Source organism: Acidovorax radicis N35 (assembly GCF_000204195.1).
Lineage (GTDB): Bacteria > Pseudomonadota > Gammaproteobacteria > Burkholderiales > Burkholderiaceae_C > Acidovorax > Acidovorax radicis.
In genome coordinates this window covers 1-26,454 of record NZ_AFBG01000007.1, presented here as the reverse complement: position 1 = coordinate 26,454, position 26,454 = coordinate 1, and the positions used below count along the sequence as shown (strand labels likewise).

Annotated in this window: 25 protein-coding genes; 16 read left to right on the top strand and 9 right to left on the bottom strand. The window is 65.6% G+C overall.

The features are described 5' to 3' along the window. The first annotated feature begins 107 nt into the window (after nt 1-107). From ARADN35_RS0102595 to ARADN35_RS0102580, 4 genes are all read left to right on the top strand, one after another. Nucleotides 108-461, top strand: coding sequence for an FKBP-type peptidyl-prolyl cis-trans isomerase (locus ARADN35_RS0102595; RefSeq protein WP_085940313.1), 354 nt, complete (start codon nt 108-110; stop codon nt 459-461). A gap of 149 nt (nt 462-610) precedes the next feature. Then, a complete protein-coding gene (locus ARADN35_RS0102590; RefSeq protein ID WP_035198158.1) occupies nt 611-1,663 on the top strand; it encodes a MerR family transcriptional regulator in 1,053 nt (350 codons plus the stop codon). A 60-nt stretch (nt 1,664-1,723) separates the two neighbouring features. After that, nucleotides 1,724-3,004 (top strand): acyltransferase family protein, encoded by a 1,281-nt coding sequence (locus ARADN35_RS0102585; protein ID WP_029413018.1) that lies wholly within the window; start codon nt 1,724-1,726, stop codon nt 3,002-3,004. Then, nucleotides 2,994-4,346, top strand: coding sequence for an MFS transporter (locus tag ARADN35_RS0102580; RefSeq protein ID WP_050812424.1), 1,353 nt, complete (start codon nt 2,994-2,996; stop codon nt 4,344-4,346). Before ARADN35_RS0102585 ends, ARADN35_RS0102580 begins: the two co-directional genes overlap by 11 nt. A gap of 114 nt (nt 4,347-4,460) precedes the next feature. Here ARADN35_RS0102580 and ARADN35_RS0102575 read toward each other — a convergent pair whose 3' ends face one another. After that, nucleotides 4,461-5,120, bottom strand: coding sequence for an NAD(P)H-dependent oxidoreductase (locus ARADN35_RS0102575; RefSeq protein ID WP_010458668.1), 660 nt, complete (start codon nt 5,118-5,120; stop codon nt 4,461-4,463). A 313-nt stretch (nt 5,121-5,433) separates the two neighbouring features. Between ARADN35_RS0102575 and ARADN35_RS0102570 the strand changes: the two genes are divergently transcribed. Together ARADN35_RS0102570 and ARADN35_RS0102565 are read left to right on the top strand one after the other, a co-directional pair. Then, nucleotides 5,434-7,650, top strand: coding sequence for a PAS domain-containing hybrid sensor histidine kinase/response regulator (locus ARADN35_RS0102570; protein WP_010458667.1), 2,217 nt, complete (start codon nt 5,434-5,436; stop codon nt 7,648-7,650). 49 nt (nt 7,651-7,699) lie between these two features. Then, nucleotides 7,700-8,383, top strand: coding sequence for an RluA family pseudouridine synthase (locus ARADN35_RS0102565; RefSeq protein ID WP_029413012.1), 684 nt, complete (start codon nt 7,700-7,702; stop codon nt 8,381-8,383). Between the two features lie 112 nt (nt 8,384-8,495). Here ARADN35_RS0102565 and ARADN35_RS25690 read toward each other — a convergent pair whose 3' ends face one another. Continuing rightward, on the bottom strand, nt 8,496-8,894 hold the full coding sequence (locus ARADN35_RS25690; protein WP_139019156.1) for a DUF4902 domain-containing protein: 399 nt from the start codon (nt 8,892-8,894) through the stop codon (nt 8,496-8,498). A 103-nt stretch (nt 8,895-8,997) separates the two neighbouring features. Continuing rightward, nucleotides 8,998-9,711, bottom strand: coding sequence for an autoinducer binding domain-containing protein (locus ARADN35_RS0102555; RefSeq protein WP_029413009.1), 714 nt, complete (start codon nt 9,709-9,711; stop codon nt 8,998-9,000). 220 nt (nt 9,712-9,931) lie between these two features. On the opposite strand from ARADN35_RS0102555, the gene ARADN35_RS0102550 reads away from it, so the two are divergent. The 5 genes from ARADN35_RS0102550 to ARADN35_RS28655 all read left to right on the top strand — a co-directional run bounded on the left by ARADN35_RS0102550 (nt 9,932) and on the right by ARADN35_RS28655 (nt 15,102). Continuing rightward, nucleotides 9,932-10,486, top strand: a complete 555-nt coding sequence (locus tag ARADN35_RS0102550; protein WP_010458661.1) for an acyl-homoserine-lactone synthase — start codon at nt 9,932-9,934, stop codon at nt 10,484-10,486. Nucleotides 10,487-10,526: 40 nt separating this feature from the next. Continuing rightward, a complete protein-coding gene (gene cysC / locus ARADN35_RS0102545; protein WP_010458659.1) occupies nt 10,527-11,195 on the top strand; it encodes an adenylyl-sulfate kinase in 669 nt (222 codons plus the stop codon). A 42-nt stretch (nt 11,196-11,237) separates the two neighbouring features. Further along, complete coding sequence (locus ARADN35_RS25685; RefSeq protein ID WP_010458657.1) at nt 11,238-12,269, top strand: hypothetical protein; 1,032 nt, start codon at nt 11,238-11,240, stop codon at nt 12,267-12,269. Further along, complete coding sequence (locus ARADN35_RS25680) at nt 12,266-13,339, top strand: sulfotransferase family protein (protein WP_010458655.1); 1,074 nt, start codon at nt 12,266-12,268, stop codon at nt 13,337-13,339. The genes ARADN35_RS25685 and ARADN35_RS25680 overlap by 4 nt, the downstream gene beginning before the upstream one ends. A gap of 101 nt (nt 13,340-13,440) precedes the next feature. Continuing rightward, entirely contained in the window at nt 13,441-15,102 is a 1,662-nt protein-coding gene (locus ARADN35_RS28655; RefSeq protein WP_010458653.1) for a methyl-accepting chemotaxis protein, read from the top strand. A gap of 116 nt (nt 15,103-15,218) precedes the next feature. Here ARADN35_RS28655 and ARADN35_RS0102525 read toward each other — a convergent pair whose 3' ends face one another. Further along, nucleotides 15,219-16,103: an EamA family transporter gene (locus tag ARADN35_RS0102525; protein ID WP_010458650.1), complete on the bottom strand. Its 885-nt coding sequence runs from the start codon at nt 16,101-16,103 to the stop codon at nt 15,219-15,221. A 117-nt stretch (nt 16,104-16,220) separates the two neighbouring features. On the opposite strand from ARADN35_RS0102525, the gene ARADN35_RS0102520 reads away from it, so the two are divergent. From ARADN35_RS0102520 to ARADN35_RS0102505, 4 genes are all read left to right on the top strand, one after another. Continuing rightward, nucleotides 16,221-16,736: a MarR family winged helix-turn-helix transcriptional regulator gene (locus ARADN35_RS0102520; protein WP_010458648.1), complete on the top strand. Its 516-nt coding sequence runs from the start codon at nt 16,221-16,223 to the stop codon at nt 16,734-16,736. Between the two features lie 39 nt (nt 16,737-16,775). Further along, entirely contained in the window at nt 16,776-17,537 is a 762-nt protein-coding gene (locus tag ARADN35_RS0102515) for an SDR family NAD(P)-dependent oxidoreductase (RefSeq protein WP_010458647.1), read from the top strand. 90 nt (nt 17,538-17,627) lie between these two features. Next, a complete protein-coding gene (gene bktB, locus ARADN35_RS0102510) occupies nt 17,628-18,812 on the top strand; it encodes a beta-ketothiolase BktB (RefSeq protein WP_010458645.1) in 1,185 nt (394 codons plus the stop codon). Between the two features lie 164 nt (nt 18,813-18,976). Beyond that, nucleotides 18,977-19,960, top strand: coding sequence for a Bug family tripartite tricarboxylate transporter substrate binding protein (locus tag ARADN35_RS0102505; protein ID WP_010458643.1), 984 nt, complete (start codon nt 18,977-18,979; stop codon nt 19,958-19,960). A gap of 200 nt (nt 19,961-20,160) precedes the next feature. Here ARADN35_RS0102505 and ARADN35_RS0102500 read toward each other — a convergent pair whose 3' ends face one another. The 4 genes from ARADN35_RS0102500 to ARADN35_RS28650 all read right to left on the bottom strand — a co-directional run bounded on the left by ARADN35_RS0102500 (nt 20,161) and on the right by ARADN35_RS28650 (nt 25,362). After that, on the bottom strand, nt 20,161-20,598 hold the full coding sequence (locus ARADN35_RS0102500) for a universal stress protein (RefSeq protein ID WP_010458641.1): 438 nt from the start codon (nt 20,596-20,598) through the stop codon (nt 20,161-20,163). A 125-nt stretch (nt 20,599-20,723) separates the two neighbouring features. Beyond that, complete coding sequence (locus ARADN35_RS0102495) at nt 20,724-21,503, bottom strand: 2OG-Fe dioxygenase family protein (protein WP_010458639.1); 780 nt, start codon at nt 21,501-21,503, stop codon at nt 20,724-20,726. Nucleotides 21,504-21,652: 149 nt separating this feature from the next. After that, complete coding sequence (locus tag ARADN35_RS0102490; protein ID WP_010458637.1) at nt 21,653-22,144, bottom strand: hypothetical protein; 492 nt, start codon at nt 22,142-22,144, stop codon at nt 21,653-21,655. A 260-nt stretch (nt 22,145-22,404) separates the two neighbouring features. After that, entirely contained in the window at nt 22,405-25,362 is a 2,958-nt protein-coding gene (locus ARADN35_RS28650) for an EAL domain-containing protein (protein WP_279626859.1), read from the bottom strand. A 123-nt stretch (nt 25,363-25,485) separates the two neighbouring features. On the opposite strand from ARADN35_RS28650, the gene ARADN35_RS0102480 reads away from it, so the two are divergent. Continuing rightward, complete coding sequence (locus tag ARADN35_RS0102480; protein ID WP_010458633.1) at nt 25,486-25,860, top strand: PilZ domain-containing protein; 375 nt, start codon at nt 25,486-25,488, stop codon at nt 25,858-25,860. Nucleotides 25,861-26,069: 209 nt separating this feature from the next. Here ARADN35_RS0102480 and ARADN35_RS25670 read toward each other — a convergent pair. After that, a partial coding sequence (locus ARADN35_RS25670) for an ATP-binding protein (protein ID WP_040420257.1) occupies nt 26,070-26,454 on the bottom strand: 385 nt, incomplete at its 5' end.

The following is a 26,454-nucleotide window of genomic DNA, read 5'->3' as shown; positions in this document are numbered from 1 at the left end:
GAACCGGACTAAGATCGCGCCTGTTTGAAATTCCATCCTCCAAGGAGAACCCTTTGCGCAACATCCTGTGCGTGCTGCTTGCCAGCCTTGTGATCGCCCCCGTCGCCATGGCACAACAAGCCAAGCCCGTGACCACGGCCAGCGGCCTGGTCTATGAATCGATCAAGGAAGGCACGGGCGATTCGCCCAAGGCCACCGACACCGTCAAGGTGCACTACAAAGGCATGTTTCTGGACGGCAAGGAATTCGACAGTTCCTACAAGCGCGGTGAACCCACCGCGTTCCCGCTCAACGGCGTGATCCCCTGCTGGACCGAAGGCGTGCAGCGCATGAAACCGGGCGGTAAGGCCAAGCTGACCTGCCCACCCTCCATCGCTTACGGCGCCCGGGGTGCGGGCGGCGTGATTCCACCCAATGCCACGCTGAACTTCGAGATCGAGCTGATTTCAGTCGGTCGCTGAAATGAAATCTCCCCCTGAGTCGCCTGCGGCGCCTTCCCCCCAGGGGGACGCAGCCCTCACTGCGGGGCGGCCCTTGCCCGGCTGCCCTGGCCTGAGGAGCGCCAGTTGCATCGTTCAGTGGGAGCGCAAGATGCGTCGTGGAGTCGCTCGTGCTGCTGAAGGTCGGTGATCTTGCGCGGCGTACCGGCCTCACGGTGCGCACGCTGCACCACTATGACGAGATCGGTCTGCTCAAGCCTTCGGGCCGGTCCGAGGCGGGCTATCGCCTGTACAGCCAAGCCGACGTGCAGCGGCTGCACGGCATCCAGACCATGCGCCAGATGGGCCTTGCGCTCAGCGATATCGGCGCACTGCTGGCGGGCGAAGGCATGGCCCCCGAGCGCATCATCGGGCAACAAATCCGCTCGCTGGACCAGCAGATCACGCAGGCCACGGAACTGCGCGGGCGCCTGACCATGCTGCGCGACGGCCTGATGGCCGGTGCCGATCCCGACATGGGCAACTGGCTGGAGGCTCTGGCGCTGATGACGACCTACGGCAAGTACTTCAGCTCGGCCGAACTCAAGCACATCTTTCAGAACTGGAACCTCATCGAGGCCGACTGGCTGGTCGTCAAGGACCTGGTGCGCAGCGCCATGGACCGCCAATTGGCACCCGACACGCCCGAGGTGCAGGCGCTGGCCTACCGCTGGATGGCGCTCATGCTGCACTGGATGAATGGCGACCTCGATCTGCTGGAGCGCTGGGGCCACATGTTCCGCACCGAGCCCACCACGCACGGGCGCAACCACGCCCCGCCGGGCGACATGATCGAGTTCATTGAAACGGCCATCAAGCTGCGCATGGCACTGCTCGAAAAGTACCTGACCCGCGACGACCTGCGGGCGCTGGGCCATGTGCCCTACACCCAATGGGCGGCGCTGGAAGAGGACGTCCAGCAGCTTCTGGGCCGCGCCGTGCCACCCCACCACCCCAACGCGCGGGCCGCTGCACTGCGTTGGAACGCGCTGTTCGACCAGTTGACCCGCGGCAACCCCCCTCTGCGCCAAAAACTGGTCGTGGCCTCTGCCAACGAACCTCTGCTGCAGGCAGGGTCCCCCCTGAGCGCGCCCGTGCGCGCCTATCTGCACGCGGCGCTCGCCCATGCTGCGCCAGTGACAAAACCGACATCCGCCAAAACAACGTTGTCGCCCACACATTGATGAAAAAGTGCTGAAAAGCGCTTGACCCTCACGCAACGTGAGGGCTCACAGTCGGTCCCTATGAATGGATCGACCCGCCCCCCAGAACCCGCCGCCCCGGGCCGACGGCTGCATGCCCTGGACAATTTGCGCGCCACCATGATGTGGCTGGGCATCGTGCTGCACGTCTCGGTCATCTACATGAGCCGGCCGTCCCCCCTGCCCTGGCACGACGAGCAGTCCACATCGGTGGCCGACTTGCTGGTCGCCGTGATCCACGCGTTCCGCATGCCCCTGTTTTTTATCCTGGCCGGATTTTTTGTGTCGGCGCTGGTGCAGCGCCGCGGACTGGCGGGCATGGTGCACAACCGGTTGCGCCGCCTGGGCCTGCCCTTCGTGGTGTTCTGGCCGCCTCTGTTTGTGGTCAGCGCCCTGCTGGGCCTGATGTTCCTGCACCGCATGGCCTATGGCACCTGGGGCGTAGACCGCAGCCTGCTGCCTCAGGGCCCAAACGTGCCCCAAGGCCCCGCCACCATGCATCTGTGGTTCCTGTGGATGCTGCTGTGGCTGGCTGTGTTCACGCCCATGGTGTGGGCGGCGGCAAATGCGCTGCCCAGCGGCGTGCAGAAAGCCCTGGGGCGCACCACGGCCTGGCTGGGCGGTTCGTCGCTTGGCGTGGTGGCGCTGACATTGCCGCTGGCCTGGATCGGCGCCCACTATGACCACGGCATCGTCACGCCCAGCGGGTCCTTTTTGCCGCCGCTGGCGGAATGGCTCCACAACGGGCTGTTCTACGGATTCGGGCTGTGCCTGCATGCACAGCGCAAGGACCTGATGGCGCGCTACGAAAGGCACTGGCCGGTACTGGCGGGCCTGGGGCTCGCGTGTTTCCTGATCACTGCATTCTTGTCGGAAGTGCTGGCCCAGCCTGAGGCTTCGGCCTTCGCGCTGGTACTGCTCACCGGTGCCTTCACCGAGATCCTGGCCGAGCCCGTTTCTGCCACCCGGCATCTGCAGTTCTGGATGGCACTGGCTTACAACGCCGCGTCCTGGTTGTGGAGCTTTGCGCTGATGGGGCTCTTTCTGCGCCACGTCGGCCAGCCTCGCGCCTGGTTGGCCTACCTGGCCGACAGCTCGTACTGGGTGTACCTCGTGCACCTGCCGCTGACGATTGGTTTTGGCGCTCTGCTGTACGGCGTGCCGATCCCCGTCCTGGCCAAGTTGGCTCTCAACGTGCTGGCCACCACGGCCCTGTGCCTGGCCAGCTACCACCTGTGCGTGCGATTCACCGCCGTGAGCCAGTGGCTCAACGGGCGCCGGCACACCCGCAAATCTTTTGGAGACCCTGTTCATGCGACCTGAAACGCCCCATCACCCTTCGCCCCGCCCCCCAACGAGCCCTCCCCAGGATCCGCGCGCCGCGCTGTTCAAGGACCACAACTTTCGCTGGATGACGGTCGGCGCCTTCCTGTCCATGCTGGGGGACCAGTTCACGCTGATTGCACTGCCCTGGCTGGTGCTGCAGATGACAGGCGACACCCTGGTGCTGGGCACCGTGCTGGCCCTCATCAGCATTCCCCGTGCGCTGTTCATCCTGGTAGGGGGAGCGCTGGTGGACCGCCACTCGCCGAAACAGGTACTGATGATCACCAAATACATCAACCTGGTGCTGCTGGCCGTGCTGGCTGGGCTGGTGCTTGCAGGCACCCTGACACTGTGGATGGTGTACGCGCTGTCGCTGGGCATTGGCCTGGCCACGGCCTTCAGCATCCCCGCAGGCACGGCCATGATGCCCCACGTGGTGGCACGCTCGCAATTGCAGGCCGCCAACGGCATCAGCCTAGGCCTGCGGCAGCTGACCATGTTCCTCGGGCCCCTGCTGGCGGGGTTGCTCATTGCACTGTTTGGTGCGGGCGACGCGGCCACAGGAGCCGCCGATGCACCGGCCCACGCCAATGCCACCGGCATTGGCATCGCTTTTGCGCTCGATGCCCTGAGCTTCGCCGTGTCGGCCTGGACGCTGTCGAAGGTGCAGACCCACGCAGCCAACCCAGCCCCTGCAGCAGCACCCCAGGCGGTGCTGGCATCGGTGGCGCAGGGCCTGGTTCACTTCTGGCGCGATGGCGAACTGCGCACCTGCTTTCTCTACTGGAGTGCCATTGCCCTGTTCATCATGGGCCCCATCCACATCGCCATCCCGGTGCTGGCCAGCAGCACGCCCCAGCTGGGCGCGGCCGCTTTCGGCATCATGGTGGGCGCCCATGGCGCGGGCACGCTGCTGGGCATGGTGGTGTCGGGCATGGTGCCGCGGCTGCGCATTGGCAGCCTGGGCATGACCATCCTGGCGTTCGACGCCATCATCGGCGCGCTGTTCATGCCCCTGGGGCTGATCACGGCTGTGTGGCAGGGCGCAGCACTGATGCTGGTCATCGGCCTGCTCGGCGGCTTCATGCAGGTAAGCGTGTTCACCTGGATCCAGCAACGTGTGCCGCCGGCCCTGATTGGCCGGGCAATGAGCCTGTTCATGTTCATCTTCATGGGCCTGGCTCCCATCTCTGCAGCGGTGACGGGCTGGGTGATGAAGAGCGTCACACTCCCTCAGTTGTTTGCAGCCAGTGGCGGCACGCTGGTAGTGCTGGCAGCGCTGGCCTTTGTGCTGACACCCATGCGCCGTGTGAACGACGCACCGAAAGCCGTGCGCTGAAACGCCAAAGCCCGGCCGCACGTTGAACGCGCGGCCGGGCTTCAGATACCGGCAAGACCCGCCGGGGCCTGCCTGCTATCAGGCACTACGGCGGCAGGCAGGCAAAGAAAGGTCTCAGACCTCGGTGATGAACTGCTCGCGAGGGCGGCGCACCTTCTTCAGATTGACCAGCCAGTCGCCTTCATCGGCACGGTAGCCCAGCGGCAGGATCGACACGCTGCGCAGGCCACGGGAGCGCAGGTCCAGGATTTCGTCCAGTGCGTTGGGGTCAAAACCTTCCATGGGGGTGGAGTCCACCTCTTCAAACGCAGCGGCGATCAGTGCGGCGCTCATGCCGATGTAGGCTTGGCGGGCGGCATGCTGGAAATTCACCTCGGCATCGCGCTGGGGGTAGCTCCCGAGCAGCATCTGGCGATAGTTTTCCCAGCCTTCGTTCTTGAAACCGCGTTGGTCATTGGTCAGGTCGAACATCATGTTGATGCGGTCGGCCGTGTAGTTGTCCCATGCGGCGAACACCAGCAGGTGCGAGCCGTCGGTGATCTGCGCCTGGTTCCAGGCGATGGGCTGGATCTTGGCGCGCACAGCGGGGTCCGTCACCACGATGATCTCGAACGGCTGCAGGCCGCTGGAGGTGGGGGCCAGGCGTGCGGCTTCGAGAATACGCTCTACCTTGTCCTGTGGAACCACCTTGGCGGGGTTCATCTTCTTGGCGGCGTACCGCCATTGCAGCTTGTTCAGCAGCGGTTGGGCAAGGGGGGTGTCGATGGGGTTCATGGCAAGAATTCCTGAAGATGGCTGAAAGGTTGATCGGCAAATGGGCAATGGTGGAACTGTAGAGAGCCGTTTCCCCATCGGTAAGCCCCGCCACAGAAAAGGATTGTTCGCAATCGATCAACAATCGCCCCTTGAATGGGGGCCGGGAGCCACCAGCACGCGGGTTCTGCTCCTTTGCCTTGCACAGGCAGGCACCCGCCAGGCCGCATGGGCAAAGACTGCAGGCGTACACTCGTGGCCATGCTTTCTGGCCCACAGCATTGCGCGGCGCGCGCATTTTCCCCGCGCCAAAACCCCTGGCCGCGCCTTTCCCATGAGTGAACCCGACCTGTCGTTTCTGGACCCTGAGGGGCGGCGGCCCGCCCCCGCAGAGCACCCATCCGGTAGTGCCACCCCGCATGCCCGTGCCCCTGGCACCCCGGCCGAAGGCCTCGTGGCCGAGTTACGCGCCTACCAGGCAGAGCTGGAGAGCCAGAACAAGGTCCTGCGCTACAGCCAGACCGTGGCCGAAAGCGCCTACGAACGCTTCGAAACTCTGTTTGCCAGCGTACCGCTGGCCCTCATGGTGGTGGACGAGCACGACATGGTGGTGCAGGCCAACTCGATGGCCCACCGATCTTTCCAGCCCACCGAACGCGACCGCCCGCTCACGGCACTGATGCCCTTTGTGCGCCCGCAGGACGCCCGGCGTGTGCGCGAGGCCTTCGCACTGGCGCAGGACCTGGGCCGCAGCGAGGTCAAGGAGGTCGTTTTTTCCATCAATGCAGACACACCCATCACGGGCGACCTGCACATTGCGCACATCGAGGCCCCGCAAAGCAATGGCCCCCCGCTGCCGCAGTTTCTGTGTGCCGTGATCGACCAGGGCCCGCTGCTGGCCGAGCGCCAGGCGTTGCAGCACAGCGCCATTACCCTGCAGCAGCGCAACGAGCAGATCCGCGCCAGCGAGAAGCGGCTGGAGGCCATCATCAACTCCGCGCTGGACGCCATCATTTGCGTGGACCAGCACCAGCGCATCACCGTGTTCAACCCCACAGCGGCAGCGCTGTTCCAGTGCAGCGCCAGCGACGCGCTCGGCAGCACGCTCGACCGTTTTTTGCCCGACGCGGCGCAGGGGCTGGCGTTTGCGCAGCTCACCACCCAGGCCCTGCTGGGCGAGATGACGGCGCTGACCGCCAGCGGCAAGGAACTGGCCGTGGAGGTGAGCGTGTCGTTCGAGCGCCATGCCGAGGGCGAAACCACCACCGTGTTCGCACGCGACCTGACCGGCCGCAAGAAGGCCGAGGCGCACCGAAGCGAACTGGAAGCCCAGCTGCGCGAGTCGCACAAGATGCAGGCTGTGGGCACCATGGCGGGCGGCATTGCGCACGACTTCAACAACATCCTGGGCGCCATCCTGGGCAACGTCGAACTGGCCAAGGCCGACTGTGCATCGGGCTCACCTGTGCTGGAAAGCCTGATGGAGATCGACAAGGCTGGACGGCGCGCGCGCGACCTGGTGCGCCAGATCCTCACCTTCAGCCGCAACGAACCACCGCAGCGCTCGGCCGTATCGCTGGCAGAGGTAGTGCACGACACCGAACGCCTGCTGCGCGTCACCCTGCCCCCGGCCATCGAGCTGCACATGCAGCTGCAGGCCGGCCTGCCTCCCGTGCTGGCCGACGCCACGCAGGTCGAGCAGGCCCTGCTCAACCTGTGCACCAATGCTGTCCATGCCATTGGCTCCGAGCGCGGCAGCATCCATGTGGAAGCCGCGGCCGTGCAGCCCGACCAGCGCCTGAGCGAACGGCTGGGCCTCGCACCCGTGGACTACGTCGCCCTGACGGTGCGCGACAGTGGTCCGGGCATGGACGCTGCCACGCTGGAACGCATCTTCGAGCCCTTCTTCACCACCAAGCCCGTGGGCCAGGGCACGGGCCTCGGCCTCGCGGTCGTGCACGGCGTGATGCGCACGCACGAAGGCGGTGTGGACGTGCAAAGTGCACCCGGCCAGGGCAGCCGGTTCACGTTGTACTTTCCGGTCGCCCACATCGCCACGCAGAGCATCCTGGATGCGCAGCCCCCCCAAGCCTTGCAGGCCGCACCGGCATCCGCCGCACCCTCGACGCCTGCCACCACCGATGCCCCCGGCAGCGCGCCGCGCAAGAAGCACCATGTGATGTACGTGGACGATGACCAGGCCCTGGTGTTTCTGGTGCAGCGCCTCCTGCGCCGCCGGGGCTATGAGGTCAGCGGCTACACCGATCCGCACGAGGCCACGGCCGCGCTGCGTGCTGCCCCACAGGCCTTTGACCTGCTGGTGACCGACTACAACATGCCCGGCTTCTGTGGAGTGGACCTGGTGCGCGAGGCCCGCCTGATCCGCCCCGACCTGCCCGTGGCCCTGGCCTCGGGCTATGTCACGGCCGAAATCGAGCAAGCCGCGCTGGCTGAAGGCGCACAGGCACTGATCCACAAACCCAACGACGTGGAAGAGCTTTGCGCCACCGTGCAACGCCTGGTGGGTGGCGACAACCATGCCCCGGGCTGAAGCCGATACGGTGGCGGCCCCAAGGGCGTCCGTGGATTCGAGGGTGCCCATGACCCCCACAGTGGCCGAAGGCACGGCAGGCACTGCAAGACACCCGGCCCCAATGGCACTGTATGAGGACGCCGATCTGCTGGTGCTCAACAAACTTTCGGGCCTGCTGTGCGTGCCGGGGCGCGGCCCCGACAAGCAGGACTGCCTGAGTGCCCGCGCCCAGTTGCACTGGCCAGGCGCACTCATCGTTCACCGGCTGGATCAGGCTACTTCGGGTCTCGTGCTGATGGCCCGGCATGCCGACGCACAACGTCGCCTGAGCCTGGCATTCGAGCAGCGGCAGGTCCACAAGCGTTACCTCGCCGTCGTGCAAGGCCTGGTGGCCGAACCACCCGGCATCTGGGCCGACATCCACCTGCCCATCGCCGCCGATTGGGAGCGACGCCCACTGCGGATCATCGATGCGCTGCAAGGGAAGCCCAGCCATACCCGCTGGCGCACCCTGGCGCACAACACTGCGGCCGGAACCACCCGTGTCGAGCTGGAACCCGTCACCGGCCGCACGCACCAACTTCGCGTGCACCTGGCCGCCCTGGGCCACCCGATCCTGGGAGACGCGCTGTATGCCGATGCAGCCACCCAGGCACAGGCCCCGCGCCTGCTGCTGCATGCCGGAGAACTGGCCCTGACCCACCCAGCTACCGGCCAGGCCATGCGGTGGGATCTGGCAGCTGATTTTTGAAGTGCTTTCTGCGGCCTAGCGTTAGATAGACGCCATTTGTTGCTATACATTCAATAGCAAACTCACACTCCGTGTGTTCACGCTTCCATTCCGCAAAGCGCCAAGGCCTTGTTCAGTGGCTTGGCAGCAGGGCCGTCACCGATTGGCTCAACTGCTCCTGCCAGGGCAAGGCGTCCACCACCGTGGACAGCAGCTCGAGGTTCTTCTGCCACCCCGTGTCGTTGCCCGTGGAGTACACCAGCATGACATTGCTGCGAGGCTGGCCCAGCCGCGCCCAGGCGAAAGGCCGCTGCGCGGTCCAGAGGCGGATATGCCAGTCCCAGCCGATGGACACCGCCGGGCGGGAAGCACTTACCCACTCGGTGTAGCCGCTGATGGTGGTTTCGCACCCGCACACTGCCCTTCGGGGCACCACCAGGTCCACATCCACCGCCGACATCAGGTGATGGATGGGCAGGGACAGCAATTCGTCAATCGACAGGCGCAGCAGGCCATCCGGCGAAACCCGCATGGTGTTCACACCCGCCCCCCACCGGTCGCCCCTGTTGCTTCCATCCCTGCACTGACGCAACCCGGCTTGGCGCAAGGGGTTGCAGCGCCAGCAGGCCGCGACATCAGCCCAGCAACCCCAGCATGGCGGCACGGACGGTGGCGGCCGTCTTGTTGGTGGTTTGCAGCTTGGTCACGGCATTCTTGACATGGAAGTTCACGGTGTTTTCCGACACATCCAGCAGCGAGGAGATGTCGGCAGAGGTCTTGCCGTCGGCGGTCCATTTGAGCACCTCGATTTCTCTGGCCGTCAGATGCGGCTGCATCAGTTCGGCCTGGCGGGTCGTAAAGATGCGCGACAGGATCACGTGCGCAATGTGCGCCAGCCAGCGCATCTTCATCTCACTGTGGGCAATCTCTTCGGGTGTCAGGGCCTCGGACGGACGCGCCAGCGTCAGCATGCCACGCACCCCGCCGCCGTCAATGCACGATTGCGCCCAACCAAAACGCAATCCGAACGATCGTGCGTCTTCCCAGAAATTCTGGGCCGATGCAAACACATCGTCCGACCAGACCAGCGGGGTCTGCTTGCGGCATCCGTGGAGCACCGTCGGATCGATCTGCACATAGCCCTGTTGCGCATACCGTTCCTGCCAGGCCAAGGGGTAGTTGTTTAACAAAATGGTCTTTGGGTTGGACAAGGGCATGGGTACCCGCAGGCCATAGGCGCAGTACTCAAACCCCAGAGCGTGCGCAGCGAGCTCGATTTTGCAAAAAACCTCTTGCTCTGACTGCGCGCGGTCCATCACCCCCAAAAGATCTTCTTGCCAGCTTGTCATAGGACTCCAACACCGAGCACCACCCCACAGAGACTGACCATCCGCACGCGAATTACGCGCCATCAACCGCCGTTACGTTTTTTTCACATTCTGGCGGCATTGAAGCCCTTTGGCGAGTTGATTTTGACCAGAAAGGCCGACGGAAACACCTACCAGAGTTGGTAGTTACAAATATCTTTCCGTGATTTTCTAATCGACGAAACTCACGAGGGCACCTCCAATGCGCATCACCTCCGGCTGCTCTGCTGAACTGCATCCACCACTGATGACCCGCATGGCCCGGTACCGGCACCGTGTTTTTGTGGAAAAACTGGGCTGGCAACTTCATTGCCGCGATGCCCTGGAGCTGGACCAGTTTGACCGGGACGACACCGTCTACGTCATCGCACAAAACGAAGACGGCGAGGTCATCGGCACCGCCCGGCTGCTGCCCACCACCCGCCCCTACCTGCTGGCCGAGGTGTTCCCGCAACTGCTCAACGGCGCCCCGGCACCGAACGCACCCGAGGTGTGGGAACTGTCCCGCTTTGCCTCGATGGACCTTTCGGGGCCTACGGGCTCCGCGCTTGACCAGTTCTCCTCGCCCCTCACCACCGGCCTGCTGCAGGCGGCCAGCCGCTGCGCCATGGCGCGCGGTGCCCAGCGCATGGTCACCGTCTCACCGCTGGGGGTGGAACGCCTGCTGCGCCGCACGGGTTTTGAATCCTACCGCCTGGGGCCACCGACCGTGGTCCAGGGCCATCCGCTTTTTGCGTGCGCCATCCGGTGCCAGTGAACGCGCTTGCCGCACGCCCCAACCGCCCCCTGGACTGACCATGCCGCTTCCCGCCTCACTCCAACCCTCGGCCAAGGACCCTGCCGCTGCAGCGAAAGGCCTGACGCCCCACGGCCTGCGGGTAGTGATCCCGCACATGGGCCGGGTCACAGCCCCCCTGCGCGAGCAGCTGCTGCAGCAGCGCCCCGTCACGTTATGGCTCACGGGCTTGAGCGGTGCGGGCAAGTCCACCCTGGCCTACGCGCTGGAAGAGCAGCTGCACACCCTCGGGTTCGCCAGTTTCGTGCTGGACGGAGACAACCTTCGGCACCGGCTCAACCGGGACCTGGGCTTTAGCGCGGCCGAACGCTCGGAAAACATCCGGCGCGTGGCCGAAGTCGCCGCCCTCATGAACGACGCCGGGCTGATGGTCTTCACCGCCCTTATCTCGCCCCAGTGCAGCGACCGTGCCATGGCCCGTGCGCTCATCGGGGAGCACCGTTTTCTGGAGGTGCATGTGAGCACCCCGCTGGACGTGTGCGAGGGCCGCGATCCCAAAGGCCTGTACACCATGGCGCGTGCGGGGCGCATTCCGCAGTTCACAGGGGTTTCCGCCCCCTACGAGGCGCCTGAATCGCCCGATTTCAGCATCGACACCGCCCACCTGAGCCTGGCCGACGCCTGCGCGCAGGTGCTCGCGCTCCTGCGCCAGCGCGGGTACATCCGCTAATGCCACCCGACCAGTTTCGCCCCTTTTTGCAAGACCTTTTCCATGTTCACTGATCGCTTCTCAGCCGCAGCCGCGCCCCCCGCCTCCGCACCCGCCGACCGTGGGTTGCAGGCCTACGACCTCTTCAATGGCGACGCCGACGGGCTGTGCGCGCTGCACCAATTGCGCCTGGTAGAGCCCCGCGACAACTTTCTCATCAGCGGCGTGAAGCGGGACATTGCCCTGTTCGACCAGCTGCCCTCCGGGCGGCCGCTGCAGGTGACCGCGCTGGACATCTCGTGGGACCGCAATGCGCAGGGTGTGTGCCGAGTGCTCAACGGAGGCGGCCAGGTGACTTATTTCGACCACCACAGCGCAAAAACCCTCTTTCGCCACCCGCGGCTCACGGCCCACATCGACACAAGCCTCGACGTGTGCACCAGCATCCTGGTGGACCGCCACCTGGGTGGTGTATTGCACCAGTGGGCCATCGTGGCGGCCTACGGCGACAACCTGGACGCCGTCGCCGATCGCATGGCGCGGGAACATGGCTGCACGGCAGGCACGCGCGGGGCGCTGGCGCAGCTGGGTTACCTGCTCAACTACAACGCCTACGGCGAAAGCCGCGAAGACCTGCACTTTTGCCCCGTGCAGCTGTACCGATCACTCCACCGCTTCGAGAGCCCGCTCGATTTCATGGCCAAGGCCTACGAATTCCGACGCCTGCAAGAGGGCCACGCCAGCGACCTGCAGGCCGTGCAGGACCTGGCCCCCTACACCACCAACGACAGGGCCAGCGTGTATGTGCTGCCCGACCGCGCCTGGGCCCGGCGCCTGTGCGGCACCCTGGCCAACCAGCTCGTGGCACGCAACAACGGGCGCTCTGTCGCCGTGCTCACCCCGCGTTCGGACGGCGACTTTCTGGTCAACCTGCGCATTGGCAGCGCCAGCGCCAGCCGTGCAGACATCTTCTGCAGCCGCTACCCGGCGGGTGGCGGGCGGCATGGCGCGGGTGGCATCGACCGCCTGCCCGACAAGGACATGGACCGCTTCATCAACGAGTTCTTTGCGCACCTGGAGGCAGACACACCATGAACCAGCCACCCCACACCCCGCGCCCGCTTCCGCTGCTGATGATTCCGCTGCGGCGCTGCGGCAGCCACGCGCTGCGCCTGCGTCTCAATGCCAGCCCTCAGTTTCATTCGCCCTATCCCCTGCACATCGTGGATTTCATGCCGATGGTGCCGCTGTATGGCGACCTGCGCGACGACAGCGCGTACCGGCAGATGGTCAAGGACGTGGTGGGCCTGCAAGCGGCCAGCATGGTGAAGTGGCCGGGGGTGCACTTCGACGCCGAAGAGATTTTCAGCGCCCTTCAGGGCAAACCCCGCAGCGTGCACCGCATCGTGTGGGAGCTGCTGCTGCGCAGCGCCGAGCTGCACGGGGCCAGCGTGGCCATGGACAAGTCGCTGGACAGCGTCCACTACGCCCACGAACTGATGGAGCTGTTCCCTGACATGCGCTTTCTGAACGTGGTACGCGACCCCCGGGCGCAGGTGGCGTCGATGAACCGCGCGATCATCCATGACTTCGATACCACGCTCAACGCCCAGGCCTGGGTCAAGGCCCACACTGCTGGCCGGGCACTGGCGCTGCGCTACCCGGACCGCGTGCTCACCATCCGCTACGAGGACTTCCTGAGCGACCAGGAGCACACGCTGCGGCGCATCTGCCAGTTCATCGGCATCGAGTTTTTGCCGCAGATGCTGGACATCGCCGCATCGCAGGAGGCACAAGACCTCTCCCGCAGGTCCGCCCTGTGGGAGTCCAACTGCTTTGCCCCCCTGCCGGCCCACAAGGACAAGTTCAAGACCCAGCTGCAGCCGCACGAAATCGAGACCATCGAGAGCCTGGCGTGGGAGTTCATGCAGTACTACGGCTACGAATGCATGACCGATGCCCAGGCCCCCCACCCCACGCCTGTGGTGGTGGCCCAGTGCCAGCAGCAGTCAGAGCGGCACCGCCGCGAGGCGTGGGAGCAGCTGCTGCGCAGCGCGCCACGCGACTACGCAGCCCGCCGCGTGCGGGCGGACTACCTGGCACGCGTGGGCCAGCGCCTGCAAAGCACCAGCTCTCTCGAAACCGGCGCGGCGGCCCTTTCCTGACACGCGCCTGCCTGCCCCACAAGACACCCGGACCGCCCCAGCCACCGGACGCCAGCACCCCTTTCACCCCCACTTCGCCACTGCATCCCCAAGGAGCCGCCATGCGCATCAAAGACCTGAAACTGGGCATTCGACTCGGAGTGGCATTTGGGATGCTGCTGCTGATCACCGTGGTCATCGCCACGCTCGGTGTCTTGAGCGTGACGGCGCTGCAGCGCAGCAATGAACACATCGCCACCTCGGAGCTCAAGCGCCAGGGCCTCATGCGCCAGTGGCAGACCGACATCCAGATGAACTGGCTGCGCACCGAGGCTTTGCTCAAGGCCAACGACGCGCCCTACACCAGCAAGCTCAAGAAGGACATGTCTGCAGTGGTCGAGGTGCAAAGCAAACGCATGCAGGAAGTGAGTGGCTACCTGTTGCCCGGCAAGGAAACACAGCTGTACGACCAGGCCATTGCCGCGCGCGACGCCTACCGCGTCAAGCGCACCGAACTCGTCAAGGCCAAGGAAGCCGGGCAAGACGTGGTCGCGCAGACCGACACCGTGCTGGCCCCCGTCTTCCAGAACTACGCGGCCGTGCTGCAAGAGCTGACCCATACGCTCGATGAAGGCGTGGCCACCACGTTGAAGGAAACCACCCGCAAGGCCGAGACCAGCACCGCCTGGGTGAGCGGCAGCACCGCGCTGGCCATCTTGGTGGGCCTGTTCCTGGCCTGGTGGACCACACGCTCCATCACCGCCCCGGTGCGGCAGGCGGTCCAGGCCACCACGGCCATCGCCGCGGGGGACCTGGCAACCCCCATTCCCCAGGGTGCCAAGGACGAGCCAGGCCAGCTGCTCACAGAGCTGGCCCACATGCGCGACAAGCTGGCCGAAATCGTGGCCAACGTACGGCAAAGCGCCGAAAGCGTCTCTACCGCCAGCGCAGAAATCTCGCAGGGCAACCACGACCTTTCAGCCCGCACCGAACGCCAGGCCAGCGCGCTGGAGCAGACCGCCGCCTCCATGGAGGAACTCGGCTCGACCGTGAAACAGAACTCCGACAGCGCCCAGCAGGCCAACAAACTCGCCCTGAGTGCCAACAATGTGGCCGTGGAGGGCGGCAAAGTGGTGGCCCAGGTGGTGGAGACCATGAAGGGCATCAACGACAGCTCCAAGAGAATCTCCGACATCATCAGCGTGATCGACGGCATCGCCTTCCAGACCAACATCCTGGCCCTGAATGCTGCCGTGGAAGCCGCGCGCGCGGGCGACCAGGGCCGGGGCTTTGCCGTGGTGGCCAGTGAAGTGCGGGGGCTTGCGGGCCGGTCCGCCGAGGCCGCCAAGGAGATCAAGGAACTCATCTCCGCCAGCGTCAACCGTGTCGAGCAAGGCACTGCACTGGTGGACAAGGCGGGGCAGACGATGACAGACGTCGTCCAGTCGATCCGGCGCGTCACGGACATCATGAGCGAGATCAGCGCCGCCAGCGCCGAGCAGAGCGATGGCGTAGGCCAAGTGGGTGAAGCCGTCATGCAGATGGACCAGGCCACCCAGCAGAACGCCGCCCTGGTCGAAGAAATGGCCGCTGCCGCCAGCAGCATGAAGAGTCAGGCCCTTGATCTCGTCAAAGTGGTCTCGGTGTTCCGTCTGGATACGGCAGGCAGCGGAGTCCCCCTGCACGCCGCCGGCCGGGCGCCCTCCCCACACTCCCCACAGGCCCTCAGCGCCATGGCGCCAGTTGCTCGGGTAGGCGGCCCCCGTGCCATAGCAGCAGCCTGATGGCCGCGTGGGCAACATTTTTTGGGTCTTTTAAGGTCCTAGCGCTTGAAGGGTCTCATAGTTTGCTACACAAAACATAGCAAACACACTACCATCCAGCCAAGATGTGCGGCCCCTTAAACCGGCTTCGGCCTCGACATGGCCCACTGCACGGCCAGGATGCTGCCCAGCACCACCAGCATGCCCACCAGCGCCACGCCCGTCATGGCCTGTCCCAGCAGCAACCAGCCCAGCAGCACGGCCGTGACGGGGCTCAGCAGCCCGAGCGATGACACCGCCACCGACGGCAGGCGCGCAATGCCACGAAACCACAGGGCATAGGCCAGCAAGGCCCCCGCCAGGCTCAGGTAGACATAACCGCCCACCTGGGTGGCCGAGAGCGCAGGCAGCGGCGGGTCCACCAGCCAGGCCACCGGTGCCAGCATGATGCCGCCCGCCAGCAGCTGCCAGCCGGTGAACGCCAGCACCGGCAGGTCTGACCGCCAGCGCCGCGACCAGAACGTGCCCGCCGCCATGCACACCGTGCCCACCAGCGCGGCGGCCACGCCCACCATGTCCCACCGCGCGCCCGGCGACAACAGCAGCGCGGCCATGCCCAGCACGCCCAAGGCCCCTGCCGCCAGCGCCAACCCAGGCGGGCGCCGATGGTCCATGCCCCAGACCAGGCCCATCACCACCAGCGGCCCGATGGCGCCCACCACGGCGGCCACCCCACCCGGCAAGCGGTAGGCCGCCACGAACAGCAGGGCCTGAAAGACCCCGATGTTGAGCGCCGACAGCACCATCAGCCGCCACCAGCCCTGCCAGTCGCCCCATGCGGGCCAGCGGCGGCACCACAGCACCAGCAACAGCCCCGCAGGCAGCGTGCGCAGCAACGCGGCGGTGAAGGGCCGGTCGGGCGGCAGCAGCTCGGTGGTGACGATGTAGGTAGAGCCCCAGATGACCGGGCCCACAGCCGTGGTCAGCGCATCGAGCCAGGGGGAAGAACGTGTAGCAGTCATGTAGCGGCCATGCAGAGATCGACTAAAAACCAAAAACCGATTATTTATCTTCAATTCAAGACAAAAACTCTAACATACAATCTCGAATTCAAGATAAATTTACCCTACAAACAATCCATGGCCACCCAACGCCAACCCGACGCCGTGGACGCCATCCTGGCCCAGTGGCACCGCGAGCGCCCCGACCTGGATGTGGGCCCCATGGGCCCCATCGGCCGCATCAAACGCTGTGCCGCGCTGCTGCAGCGGCGGCTCGACGAGACTTTTGCCGAGTTCAACCTGAGCTTCTGGGAGTTCGACATGCTGGCCACGCTGCGCCGCAGTGGCGCCCCCTACTGCCTGGCGCCCACCACGCTGTTTTCGACGCTCATGGTCACCTCCGGCACCATGACACACCGCATGGGCAAGCTCGAGGCCCAGGGCTGGATCACCCGCCTGCCCAACCCCGACGACGCGCGCAGCTCGCTGGTGCAGCTCACGGCCGAGGGACTGGCGCTGATCGACCGCGCGGTCGAGGCGCACGTGGCCAACGAACACCGCATCCTCGCCCCCCTCAAGGCCGCTGACCTGGCGGCGCTGGATGCGCGGCTGGCACTGCTGCTGGCGGCGCTGGAGTCGCCTGCGGATCAGTAGCGGCGCATGGACATGCGTACTGCGCAGTAACATGGCGGGATGCCACAAAATCACCTTTACATCCTCACCGGGGCCTCACGCGGCATGGGCCTGGCCATGGCCCAGCAGCTTTTGAAGAGCGGCAACACCCTGGTCTGCATTGCACGCAGTGCCAATGCCGACCTGACCACCGAGGCCAAGGCGGCAGGTGTCTCCATAGAGCAATGGCAACAAGACCTGTCGCAAGGGGAGCAGGCTGCACACAAGCTGCAGGCCTGGCTCAGCGCTGAGGGTCCGCAGGCATTTGCCAGCGCCACGCTGATCAACAACGCGGGCGTGATACCCCGCATAGCGCCTCTGTCGCACAGCGATGCCGCCGATCTGGCCCATGCCCTGCGCGTGGGCCTGGAAGCGCCCATGCAACTCACCGCCGCTTTTCTGGGCGCCACAGACGCCTGGACGGTGCCACGCAAGGTGCTCAACATCTCCTCCGGCCTGGGCCGCCGCGCCATGGCCTCGCAGGCCGCGTACTGCGCCGCCAAGGCGGGCATGGACCATTTCACGCGCTGCGTGGCGCTGGACGAAGCCCTCAAGCCGCACGGCGCCAAGGTGTGTTCGCTGGCGCCGGGCGTGATCGACACCGACATGCAGGTGCAACTGCGGGGCGCCGCACCCGAAGCGTTTCCGGACCAGCAGAACTTTGCCAACCTCAAGACGGGCGGGCAGCTCACGTCGCCCGCCGACGCCGCCACCCGCGTGCTGGCCTGGCTGGACCGTGCCGATTTCGGTGCGAACCCAGTTGCCGATGTGCGGGACGCGTGAACCAAAGCTCCTATTTTGATAGCTTCCAGCGCTTGATAGACAAGCGGCAGCGGCCCATTTGATTCGAAACCTCTCTGAAAGGACCTCCCCATGACCCGTGAAGTCGTCGTCGTCAGCGCAGTGCGCACCGCCATTGGCACCTTTGGCGGCAGCCTGAAGGACGTGCCCCCCACCGAACTGGGCGCGCTGGTGGTGCGCGAATCGCTTGCGCGTGCCAACGTGGAAGGCAAGGATGTGGGCCACGTGGTGTTCGGCCATGTGGTCAACACCGAACCCAAGGACATGTACCTGTCGCGCGTGGCGGCCATCCACGGCGGCTGCGGCGAAGGCACGCCTGCCTACAACGTCAACCGCCTGTGCGGCTCGGGCCTGCAGGCCATCGTCAACGCCAGCCAGTCCATTTTGCTGGGCGACACCGACGTGGCGATTGGCGCTGGCGCCGAGAACATGAGCCGCGTGCCCTTTGCCAGCCTGAACATGCGCTGGGGCGCCCGCATGGGTGACACCAAGATGGTGGACATGATGATCGGCGCACTGCACGACCCCTTCCACAACATCCACATGGGTGTGACGGCCGAGAACATCGCCGCCAAGTGGGGCATCAGCCGCGAAGACCAGGACAAACTGGCCGTGGAAAGCCACAATAGGGCCGAACGCGCCACGCAGGCCGGCGTGTTCAAGGACCAGATCGTGCCCGTCACGTTGAAGAGCAAGAAGGGCGATGTGCAATACGCCACCGACGAGCACTTCCGCCCCGGCGCCACCATGGACGACCTGGCCAAGCTCAAGCCCGTCTTCCTCAAGGAAAACGGCACGGTGACCGCTGGCAACGCCTCGGGCATCAACGACGCCGCCGCCGCCGTGGTGCTGATGGAAGCCGGTGCCGCCAAGGCCCGTGGCGCCAAGCCCCTGGCGCGCCTGGTGGCCTATGCCCACGCAGGCGTGGACCCCAAGTACATGGGCATTGGCCCGGTGCCAGCCACGCAGCTGGCATTGAAGAAGGCGGGCCTCACCGTCAACGATCTCGACGTGATCGAAGCCAACGAGGCCTTCGCGGCACAGGCCTGCGCCGTGACCAAGGACCTGGGCCTGGACCCGGCAAAGGTCAACCCCAATGGCTCGGGCATCTCGCTGGGCCATCCCATTGGCGCGACCGGCGCGCTCATCACCGTGAAGGCCATCCATGAGCTGCAGCGCATCCAGGGCCGCTATGCGCTGGTGACGATGTGCATTGGCGGCGGCCAGGGCATTGCAGCGATTTTTGAACGTATCTGACCGCACGCAGGGCACGGCGGCATCGCCACCGGCGATGCTGCCATCCTGTATCGGCAAGGTCTGCGCTGCGGAGGATCGGCGATCATCCGCGGCTGGCACCAAGACCAGGGCAGCGCACCCGCGCAGCCGCCCCATCGATTGAACCGACGGAGACATCTCTCACCATGATTCGCACCCTGCTTTCCCTCACCGCACTTGCTTTTGCCGTGGGCACCACCGCGCACGCCCAGACTCCCGCACCGGCTGCGGCCTACCCCACCAAGCCCATCCGACTGATCGTGCCCTTCCCGCCCGGCGGCGGCACCGACATCCTCTCACGCCTGGTGGCCACCAAACTCACCGAAAGCGCCAAGTGGACCGTGGTGGCCGACAACAAGGCCGGCGCGGGCGGCACCATCGGCATCGGCGAGGCCGTTAAGGCAGCACCCACGGGCTATGACCTCGTGATGGGCCAGAAGGACAACCTCGTGATCGGCCCCTGGCTCTACAAGAACCTGCCCTGGGACCCCACCAAGGACCTGACCGCCGTCGCCCACGTGGCCTACACGCCCGTCGTCATCGCCACCAGCGTCAACTCCAAGTACAAGACCCTGGCCGACGTGGTGGCCGCCGCCAAGGCCGCGCCCGGCACCATCACCTATGGCTCGCCCGGCAACGGCACGTCGATCCACCTGGCGGGCGACCTGTTCGAGAAGGCCGCTGGCGTGAAGCTCAGCCACATCCCCTACAAGGGTTCCAACCCCGCGCTCATGGACGCGCTGGCAGGCAACGTGGACCTGCTGGTCTCGTCGCTGCCGTCGGCCATGGGCCAGATCAAGTCCGGCAAGCTGCGCCCCCTGGCCGTGACCTCGGCCAAGCGCAGCTCGTCCCTGCCTGAAGTGCCCACCGTGGCCGAATCGGGCTTCAAGGACTTCGACGTGAGCACCTGGTACGGCGTGTTTGCCCCCGCCGGTACGCCCGCTGCCGTGGTCAATGCTGTGAACGCCGAAATCAACAAGCTGCTGGCCACGCCCGACATGAAGGCCGCCATCCAGGCCCAAGGCGCCGAACCCGAAGCCATGTCGGCGGCACAGCTGGGCACCCTGCTCAAGACCGACTACGCCAAGTGGAAGGGCATCGTGGAAGCCTCGGGCGCAAAGATTGAGTAGCCCCCCCTGAGTCGCCTGCGGCGCCTTCCCCCAAGAGGGACGCACCCGGTGGCCTGGCAGAGCCAGATCCACGGGTGCACTGGCGGGGGTGTGTGCCTGCTCCACGAGCTGTGGAATGTGGGATGCGCGGAGGCGCGGCGTCATCGAGAACTGAAATGAAAAACGGCTCCTTTCGGAGCCGTTTTTCATCGGGATGGCGCTCAGTCCCTCACGACCAGAACCGGGATGTGCACCACGCCCAGCACGCGCTGCGTGACACTGCCCAGCACCAGCTTTTCAAGGCCTCGGCGGCCGTGTGAACCCATCACGATGAGGTCGGCGCCCGTGCTCTCCAGCGCGCGCAGAATGCCGTCGTGCACGGCATGGCCCTCGCCCACCAAGGTGGTCACGTTCACGCCGGCTTCGGCCATGGCTTTGCGCGTGGCTTCCAGGGCTGCATTGGCTTCCGCCGTGGCGGCATTGATGTACTGGGCTTGGCCGTAGGCAAAATCGGCCCCCACGCCGGTGAAGGGATAGGGGTCTACCACGTAGACCGCGGTCACGGCGCTGCCAAAGGTCTTGGCCAGCGCGGCCGCCTTGGACACGGCCAGCATCGAGGTGTTGGAGCCATCGACTGGAACCAGAATGTGCTTGAACATGGTGCTTCTCCTTGGGTTGAACGGTGGACCCGGCTTGTGGCCCGGTTTCTATAACGCCAGTGTGAACGCCCACCATACCGCGCATCTTGATTCGCATCAAATCGGGCGCAGTCAATCACCTACGTTCAGCCCACTGCTGCGGCCTGCCCCACCACATCCGCCCCCTGGAAGTTGCCACGCCGACAGGTCACCACCAGGGTGTCGCGGTACCCGCCTTCGGACACGGGCTGGATGGGGGTGGACTCGTGGATCATGCGGGCATCGTCCAGCAGCAGCAAGGACCAGGGCTCGGTCAGCGTAAAGCGCTGGCCGCTGGGGCCTGCCGCCTCAAACACGCGTGTCTCTCCGCCCTTGACGCCTTCGCGCCCTACCAGGAAGACCGCCACCAGGTCCACGCCATCGCGGTGGGCGCCCTCAGGGGTAGGCCGGCCAATGCCGTCGGTGGTGTCGATGCGGAACTGGTGCGCCTCGATGAACCAGGGCACGGGCGCACCGGGGGGCGCAAACACGGCATCCGACACCCCGGCCAACGCGGCCAGCAGCTGCTGCCACACGGGCTGGGCCACAGTGCCAGGCTCCATGGGCGCAAACCAGCGCTCCATGCCGCCATGCAGCGCGTTGTATTCCACAGGCTGCCAGTGGGCTCGGTGCGATACCTGCTGCAGGCTCCCGCCCTGCGCCACAAAACACGCATGGCGGCGGCGGCGGTAGCGGCCGCCGTCCTTGAGAAAATCGTCCGGCGGCAATGCCGCCCAGTCGCCATTCAAAGCCATCAAAGCCGCAAGATCGCAGCCTACCCAACGGGCTACGTCGGCGGGCGACAACACGGCGTAGCCTGCCTGGCGCAGCTGGCTGGCGACTTCGGAGGGGGCCGTGAACGGGGGAGAAAAAGTGACTTGGGCCATAAGGGCCCGAGCTTAACCGCTGGCGCCAGGGTGCCTGCGGGGATGGCGCCCGCAAAGTGCAGCCGGGCCTGCACCTGCTTTGCACGGCGCCACGCTGTGAGCAGCTGGCCGGCCGGTCCCGCCGTCAGCCAACGCCAGCGATCGATCCCTCAATCGCGGTTGCCGTGGCCCTTGCCGTTGCCATGGCCGCGCCCCCGGTCATGGTCACGGTCGTGTTTGCCACCGTGGCGGTGGTCGTCGTCCCAACGGCGGTCATCGCGGCCGTGGCCACGGTGTGCGGGGCCACGGCGTGGTGGTGGCTCCTGCACAAAGTACACCGGCTGGTTGCAGGCGTTGTAGCGGCCGCAATGTTTGCCCCAGTTCTTGGCGTGGCCTGGCGGCACATACAGGTAGATCGGCGCGCGTGGCACCACCACCGCCGGGCGGTGGATGATGACGGGCTCTGCATAGATCAGCGGTGGTGGTGGTGCATTGCCGATGTTGATGCGGCCATACACGCCGGGCGCCAGTTCGCCCCCCACGGTGGCATTGACATACGCCTGGGCGTGGGCCCCACCGGCCGCAGCCAGCAGCAGCGCGGCCATCGCGCCAGACAAGAGAAGACGGATTGAGAGCATCGTGGTCATGGTGGTGTTTTTCATCGGGAACTCCTTGTTTTTGCCGCCCCTACCGGCCACAAGGTGGACGGTTGCGGGGACAGGCCCTGGTTTGTCGCAAGGCCTGCCACACCCTACTCCGCCTGGCGTGCAAAAGATGTCAGCGAATGGCGACAAAAACCACACGCCCCAACGTCGGGGGCATCACATTTTACAAGCCAAAATGGCCGCCACCGCCTATCGATAAAGCGCCTCATGCAATCAAAATGATAGCAAACACCCCATCCACCTGACCACTGCGGGCTTCACCCCCCTGTGTCGGCCAAGGCGTCCTGCAGCGCGCTGGCAGGCCCCGGCCGTCCAAACAGGTAGCCCTGCCACATGTGGCAGCCCAGGCTGGCCAGCATGTCGCGCTGTTCGAAGGTTTCCACGCCTTCGGCAATCACGCCCAGGTCCAGGCTCTGGGCCAGGGTGACGATGGTACGGGCAATGCTGGCGTCATTGGCGTTGGTGAGCAGATCGCGCACAAAGCTCTGGTCGATCTTGAGCTGGTCGAGCGGAAGGCGCTTGAGGTAGCTCAAGGACGAATAACCGGTGCCGAAATCGTCGAGCGAAAACCCCAGGCCCAGTGCCCGCAGCGTGGTCATGCGCTCGATCGTCTCCTCCACGTCGTCGAGCAGCAGGGTCTCGGTCAGCTCCAGCTTCAGGCGCTGGGGGTTGGCACCCGTTTCTTCGAGCATCCCCAGAACCTCGTCCACAAAATGCGGGTGGCGGAACTGGCGCGCACTCACATTGACGGCCACGGTCCAGTGCGCGGTGTGTGCATCGTTCGCCCACGCCACCAGTTGCAGGCAGGCCGTGCGCAATATCCACGCCCCCAGCGGCACGATGAGGCCCGAAGCCTCAGCCACCGGAATGAATTCGGCAGGCGACACAAGCCCGCGCTGCGGATGCTGCCAGCGCACCAGCGCCTCGGCCCCCACCATGCCGTGGGCCTGGCTGATCTGGGCCTGGTAGTGCAACAGGAACTGGCCGTCGCGCAAGGCCTCACGCATCCCGGACTCCAGCGCCGTGCGCGCCGTGACCGCCGCCTGGGTGCGCGGGTCGAAGAACCGCAGCGTGTTGCGCCCGGCCCCCTTGGCCTGGTACATGGCCATGTCGCCCCGCTTGAGCAGCTCGTCCACCGAGCCCTGCGCATCGGCATACAAGGCCACGCCAATGCTGCACGAGCTGTGGTACGCGTGGCCACTGAGCGGATAGGCTTGGGCCAGCGCCTGCAGCACCGCGCGCCCCACGGCTTCCGCCTGGGTGGCGGCCTCGTTGGCCTGCGGGCTCAGCCCTTCGATCAGCAGCACAAACTCATCGCCCCCCAGCCGCGCCACGGTGTCGCCACTGCGCACGCAGCCGCCCAGGCGGGCGGCCACCTGGCGCAGGAGCTGGTCGCCAACCTCATGGCCCTGCGTGTCGTTCAGATCCTTGAAGTTGTCGAGATCCACAAACAGCAGCGCCCCACCCGCGCCAGAGCGCTCGGACGCTAGCAGGCCATGCTGCAGGCGGTCGGTCATGAGGCGGCGGTTGGGCAGGCCCGTGAGCGGGTCATAGAACGCGAGCAGGCGGATCTCTTCCTCCGCAGCCTTGCGGTGGGAGATGTCGGTCTGCGTGCCCACATAGTGGGTGACCTCGCCCTGCGGAGAACACACAGCCGTCACCGTGATCCAGGCGGGGTACACCTCGCCGTTCTTGCGCCGGTTCCACACTTCGCCCTGCCAGGCGCCACTGCTTCGCAGTGCACTGTGCATGCCTTCGTAAAACTGCGCATCGTGGCGGCCAGACTGCAGCACACCCGGCGTCTGGCCCACCAGCTCCTCCACGGTGTAGCCGGTGAGGCGCGCATACGACCGGTTGGCCTTCAGGATGCGCTGGTCCGGCCCCGTGACCACCATGCCCTCGAACGACTCGAACACCGACGCCGCGATCCGCAGCGATTCCTCGGCCTTGCGCCGCTCGGTGATGTCGGTGGAGATGCCGCACAGCGCATGGATGCTGCCATCGGGCAGGCGAAGGGGAATCTTGACCGACAGGTAGGCGCGGGTCACGCCATCGGCCAGGTGGGTGTTGACCTCCTCCACTTCCAGCCGCTCGCCATGCTCCAGCACGCGCCGGTCGTTCGCCTGAAGCTGCGCGGCGGTGGGCGGGTCAAAAAAAGCGGCATCGTCCTGCCCGACCACGTCGCTCGCAGGCCGCCCGAACAGCTCCAGGATGTGGCGGTTCGCATACTGGTAGCGGTAGTCCCGCCCCTTGATGTAGATGAAGGCGCCCACGCTGTCCAGGATGGCGGCCAACTTCTGCTCGCTGGCCTGAAGGTGGCGTGTGCGCTCCCGCACCTTGCGCTGCAGGACCACGGCCAGGAGCGCGGCCAGCAGCCCGAACAGCGCCAGCCCCGCAACGCCCCACCACACCAGGGGCGAGATGTGCAAACCCGGCTCCTGCCCACCCCAGCGGCGCAGGACGTCGGTGTATTGCGCGTCCGCGCCGCTGCGCCAGTCCTGCACCGACCGGTCGATGGCCTCCAGCACATCGGCATTGCGCCCGCGGCCCGTGGCAAAGTACAAGGAGGCGGGCTGAAACACGATGCCCGAATCCGCCAGCCCGAACCGGGCTGCATGGAAGTTGCCGAACAGGTGGTTGGCAATCACCGCGTCAGCATCGCCATTTTGTACAAATGCGAAGGCCTCGGCCAACGTGGATGCGTCAATCAGCAGCACCGCGATGCCAAAACTGTCCATCATGCTCAGGAAGGTTGCGCGCTGCACCGAGCCCTTGAGCACCGCCACGCGCTTGCCCGTCAGATCGAACATCGACTGGATGGAACTGCCACGCGCGCGGTAGACCTGCGACCAGCTGTGCAGCACCGGCGAGGCATGGAAGTCGTAAAGCCCCTCGCGCTCGCGGGTGCGGGCCACATCGGGCATCAGGTCGAGCTGCCCGGCCGCCAGGGCATCCAGGCAGTCCTGCCAATCGCAGGGGACGTAGCGCAACGTCCACTGCTCACGGGTCGCAACCAGCTGCAGCAGGTCCACAAAGATGCCCGCGGGCTTGCCGTCGGCATCCACAAACACCTTGGGCTCGTTGGAGTACACCCCCACACGCAGTTCGCGCGGAGCCGCCAGCGCAAAGGCGCAGGCCCACAGCAAAGGCAACACCACGGCCCATCGCAACCAGCCGACACGGGGACGACCCAACCGGTACACGCATGGACTCACAGCTTGGCCCTGACCAAATAAAGCCCATGGTAACGAAAGCTTGCAAAAACATCCAAATGCAATCTGCGTTCGTCGGGCTTGGAGTAGCATGTGCCCACCCACCGCTTCGCCCAGGAGACAGCGATGCCCCACGAACGCCGCCACTTTGTCCGCGTCGGCTTTGACGCACCGGCCCTGCTGACCACGTCGACCGATGCATTCAGCGTGCATGTGCTGGACCTGTCCCTCAAAGGCGCCCTGCTCATGGCGCCGGCCCAGGCGAACCTGGAGGCCGGCATGCTGTGCCAGCTCACCATCCCCCTGGCCGAAACTGGCAACCACATCGCCATGTCCACCGAAGTCGCGCATGTCGAAGGCCTGCACACCGGCCTGTTGTGCCGCGGCATTGACCTGGACAGCGTGACCCACCTGCGCCGCCTGATCGAGTTGCAATTGGGCGACCCCGCCTTGCTGGAGCGGGATCTGGGCGAGCTGACGCTGGCTACGCCATCCCACTGACCCGGGGCATGGAAAAAAGGGCTACCGATGGTAGCCCCTGACTCCGATTCCCGGCCTGGCCACACGCCAATGGGCCACAGCGGCTGCTGCCACTGCCACTGCTACTACTGAGCCTCCAGTGTTAGCGCCAGTGCAATCGTGATCAGCAGTGCCAGTCGAACATTGACCAGGGGCTAGAGCTGGTTCCATTTGAAGCCAGCTGTGGATAACTATAGGGTGGATGCTTCGGTAGGTCCTCCTTTCTTTGAAGTCGTGGTCAGTATGGCCGAGCCATCAGGCGAGGCCCTTTCCTCCGCGGTCTCGCTAACCTGGGCCGCTGCTGCCTTCTTGGTCTGCTCACGGGCCTTGATGCGCCCCTTGGCTTCGTGCGTGCTGTGGCGGAAGCGGTAGGACTCGTTGCCCGTCTCGATGATGTGGCAGTGATGGGTCAAGCGATCCAGCAACGCAGTGGTCATCTTGGCATCGCCGAACACCGTGGACCACTCCGCGAACGTCAGGTTGGTGGTGATCATCACGCTGGTGTGCTCGTACAGCTTGGACAGCAGGTGGAACAACAAGGCGCCACCGGCCTGGCTGAAGGGTAGGTAGCCCAAC

What these genes read in the sequence shown, in the direction of transcription:
- ARADN35_RS0102480 (WP_010458633.1), top strand. Translation starts at nt 25,486, where the DNA reads ATGCCCCACGAACGCCGCCACTTTGTCCGCGTCGGCTTTGACGCACCG.
- ARADN35_RS0102585 (WP_029413018.1), top strand. Translation starts at nt 1,724, where the DNA reads ATGAATGGATCGACCCGCCCCCCAGAACCCGCCGCCCCGGGCCGACGG.
- ARADN35_RS0102580 (WP_050812424.1), top strand. Translation starts at nt 2,994, where the DNA reads ATGCGACCTGAAACGCCCCATCACCCTTCGCCCCGCCCCCCAACGAGC.
- ARADN35_RS0102490 (WP_010458637.1), bottom strand. Translation starts at nt 22,144, where the DNA reads ATGAAAAACACCACCATGACCACGATGCTCTCAATCCGTCTTCTCTTG.
- ARADN35_RS0102525 (WP_010458650.1), bottom strand. Translation starts at nt 16,103, where the DNA reads ATGACTGCTACACGTTCTTCCCCCTGGCTCGATGCGCTGACCACGGCT.
- ARADN35_RS0102495 (WP_010458639.1), bottom strand. Translation starts at nt 21,503, where the DNA reads ATGGCCCAAGTCACTTTTTCTCCCCCGTTCACGGCCCCCTCCGAAGTC.
- ARADN35_RS0102500 (WP_010458641.1), bottom strand. Translation starts at nt 20,598, where the DNA reads ATGTTCAAGCACATTCTGGTTCCAGTCGATGGCTCCAACACCTCGATG.
- ARADN35_RS28655 (WP_010458653.1), top strand. Translation starts at nt 13,441, where the DNA reads ATGCGCATCAAAGACCTGAAACTGGGCATTCGACTCGGAGTGGCATTT.
- ARADN35_RS25685 (WP_010458657.1), top strand. Translation starts at nt 11,238, where the DNA reads ATGTTCACTGATCGCTTCTCAGCCGCAGCCGCGCCCCCCGCCTCCGCA.
- ARADN35_RS0102550 (WP_010458661.1), top strand. Translation starts at nt 9,932, where the DNA reads ATGCGCATCACCTCCGGCTGCTCTGCTGAACTGCATCCACCACTGATG.
- ARADN35_RS25680 (WP_010458655.1), top strand. Translation starts at nt 12,266, where the DNA reads ATGAACCAGCCACCCCACACCCCGCGCCCGCTTCCGCTGCTGATGATT.
- ARADN35_RS0102570 (WP_010458667.1), top strand. Translation starts at nt 5,434, where the DNA reads ATGAGTGAACCCGACCTGTCGTTTCTGGACCCTGAGGGGCGGCGGCCC.
- ARADN35_RS0102595 (WP_085940313.1), top strand. Translation starts at nt 108, where the DNA reads ATGGCACAACAAGCCAAGCCCGTGACCACGGCCAGCGGCCTGGTCTAT.
- ARADN35_RS0102520 (WP_010458648.1), top strand. Translation starts at nt 16,221, where the DNA reads ATGGCCACCCAACGCCAACCCGACGCCGTGGACGCCATCCTGGCCCAG.
- ARADN35_RS0102505 (WP_010458643.1), top strand. Translation starts at nt 18,977, where the DNA reads ATGATTCGCACCCTGCTTTCCCTCACCGCACTTGCTTTTGCCGTGGGC.
- ARADN35_RS0102515 (WP_010458647.1), top strand. Translation starts at nt 16,776, where the DNA reads ATGCCACAAAATCACCTTTACATCCTCACCGGGGCCTCACGCGGCATG.
- ARADN35_RS0102555 (WP_029413009.1), bottom strand. Translation starts at nt 9,711, where the DNA reads ATGACAAGCTGGCAAGAAGATCTTTTGGGGGTGATGGACCGCGCGCAG.
- bktB (WP_010458645.1), top strand. Translation starts at nt 17,628, where the DNA reads ATGACCCGTGAAGTCGTCGTCGTCAGCGCAGTGCGCACCGCCATTGGC.
- ARADN35_RS25690 (WP_139019156.1), bottom strand. Translation starts at nt 8,894, where the DNA reads ATGCGGGTTTCGCCGGATGGCCTGCTGCGCCTGTCGATTGACGAATTG.
- ARADN35_RS0102565 (WP_029413012.1), top strand. Translation starts at nt 7,700, where the DNA reads ATGACCCCCACAGTGGCCGAAGGCACGGCAGGCACTGCAAGACACCCG.
- ARADN35_RS0102575 (WP_010458668.1), bottom strand. Translation starts at nt 5,120, where the DNA reads ATGAACCCCATCGACACCCCCCTTGCCCAACCGCTGCTGAACAAGCTG.
- cysC (WP_010458659.1), top strand. Translation starts at nt 10,527, where the DNA reads ATGCCGCTTCCCGCCTCACTCCAACCCTCGGCCAAGGACCCTGCCGCT.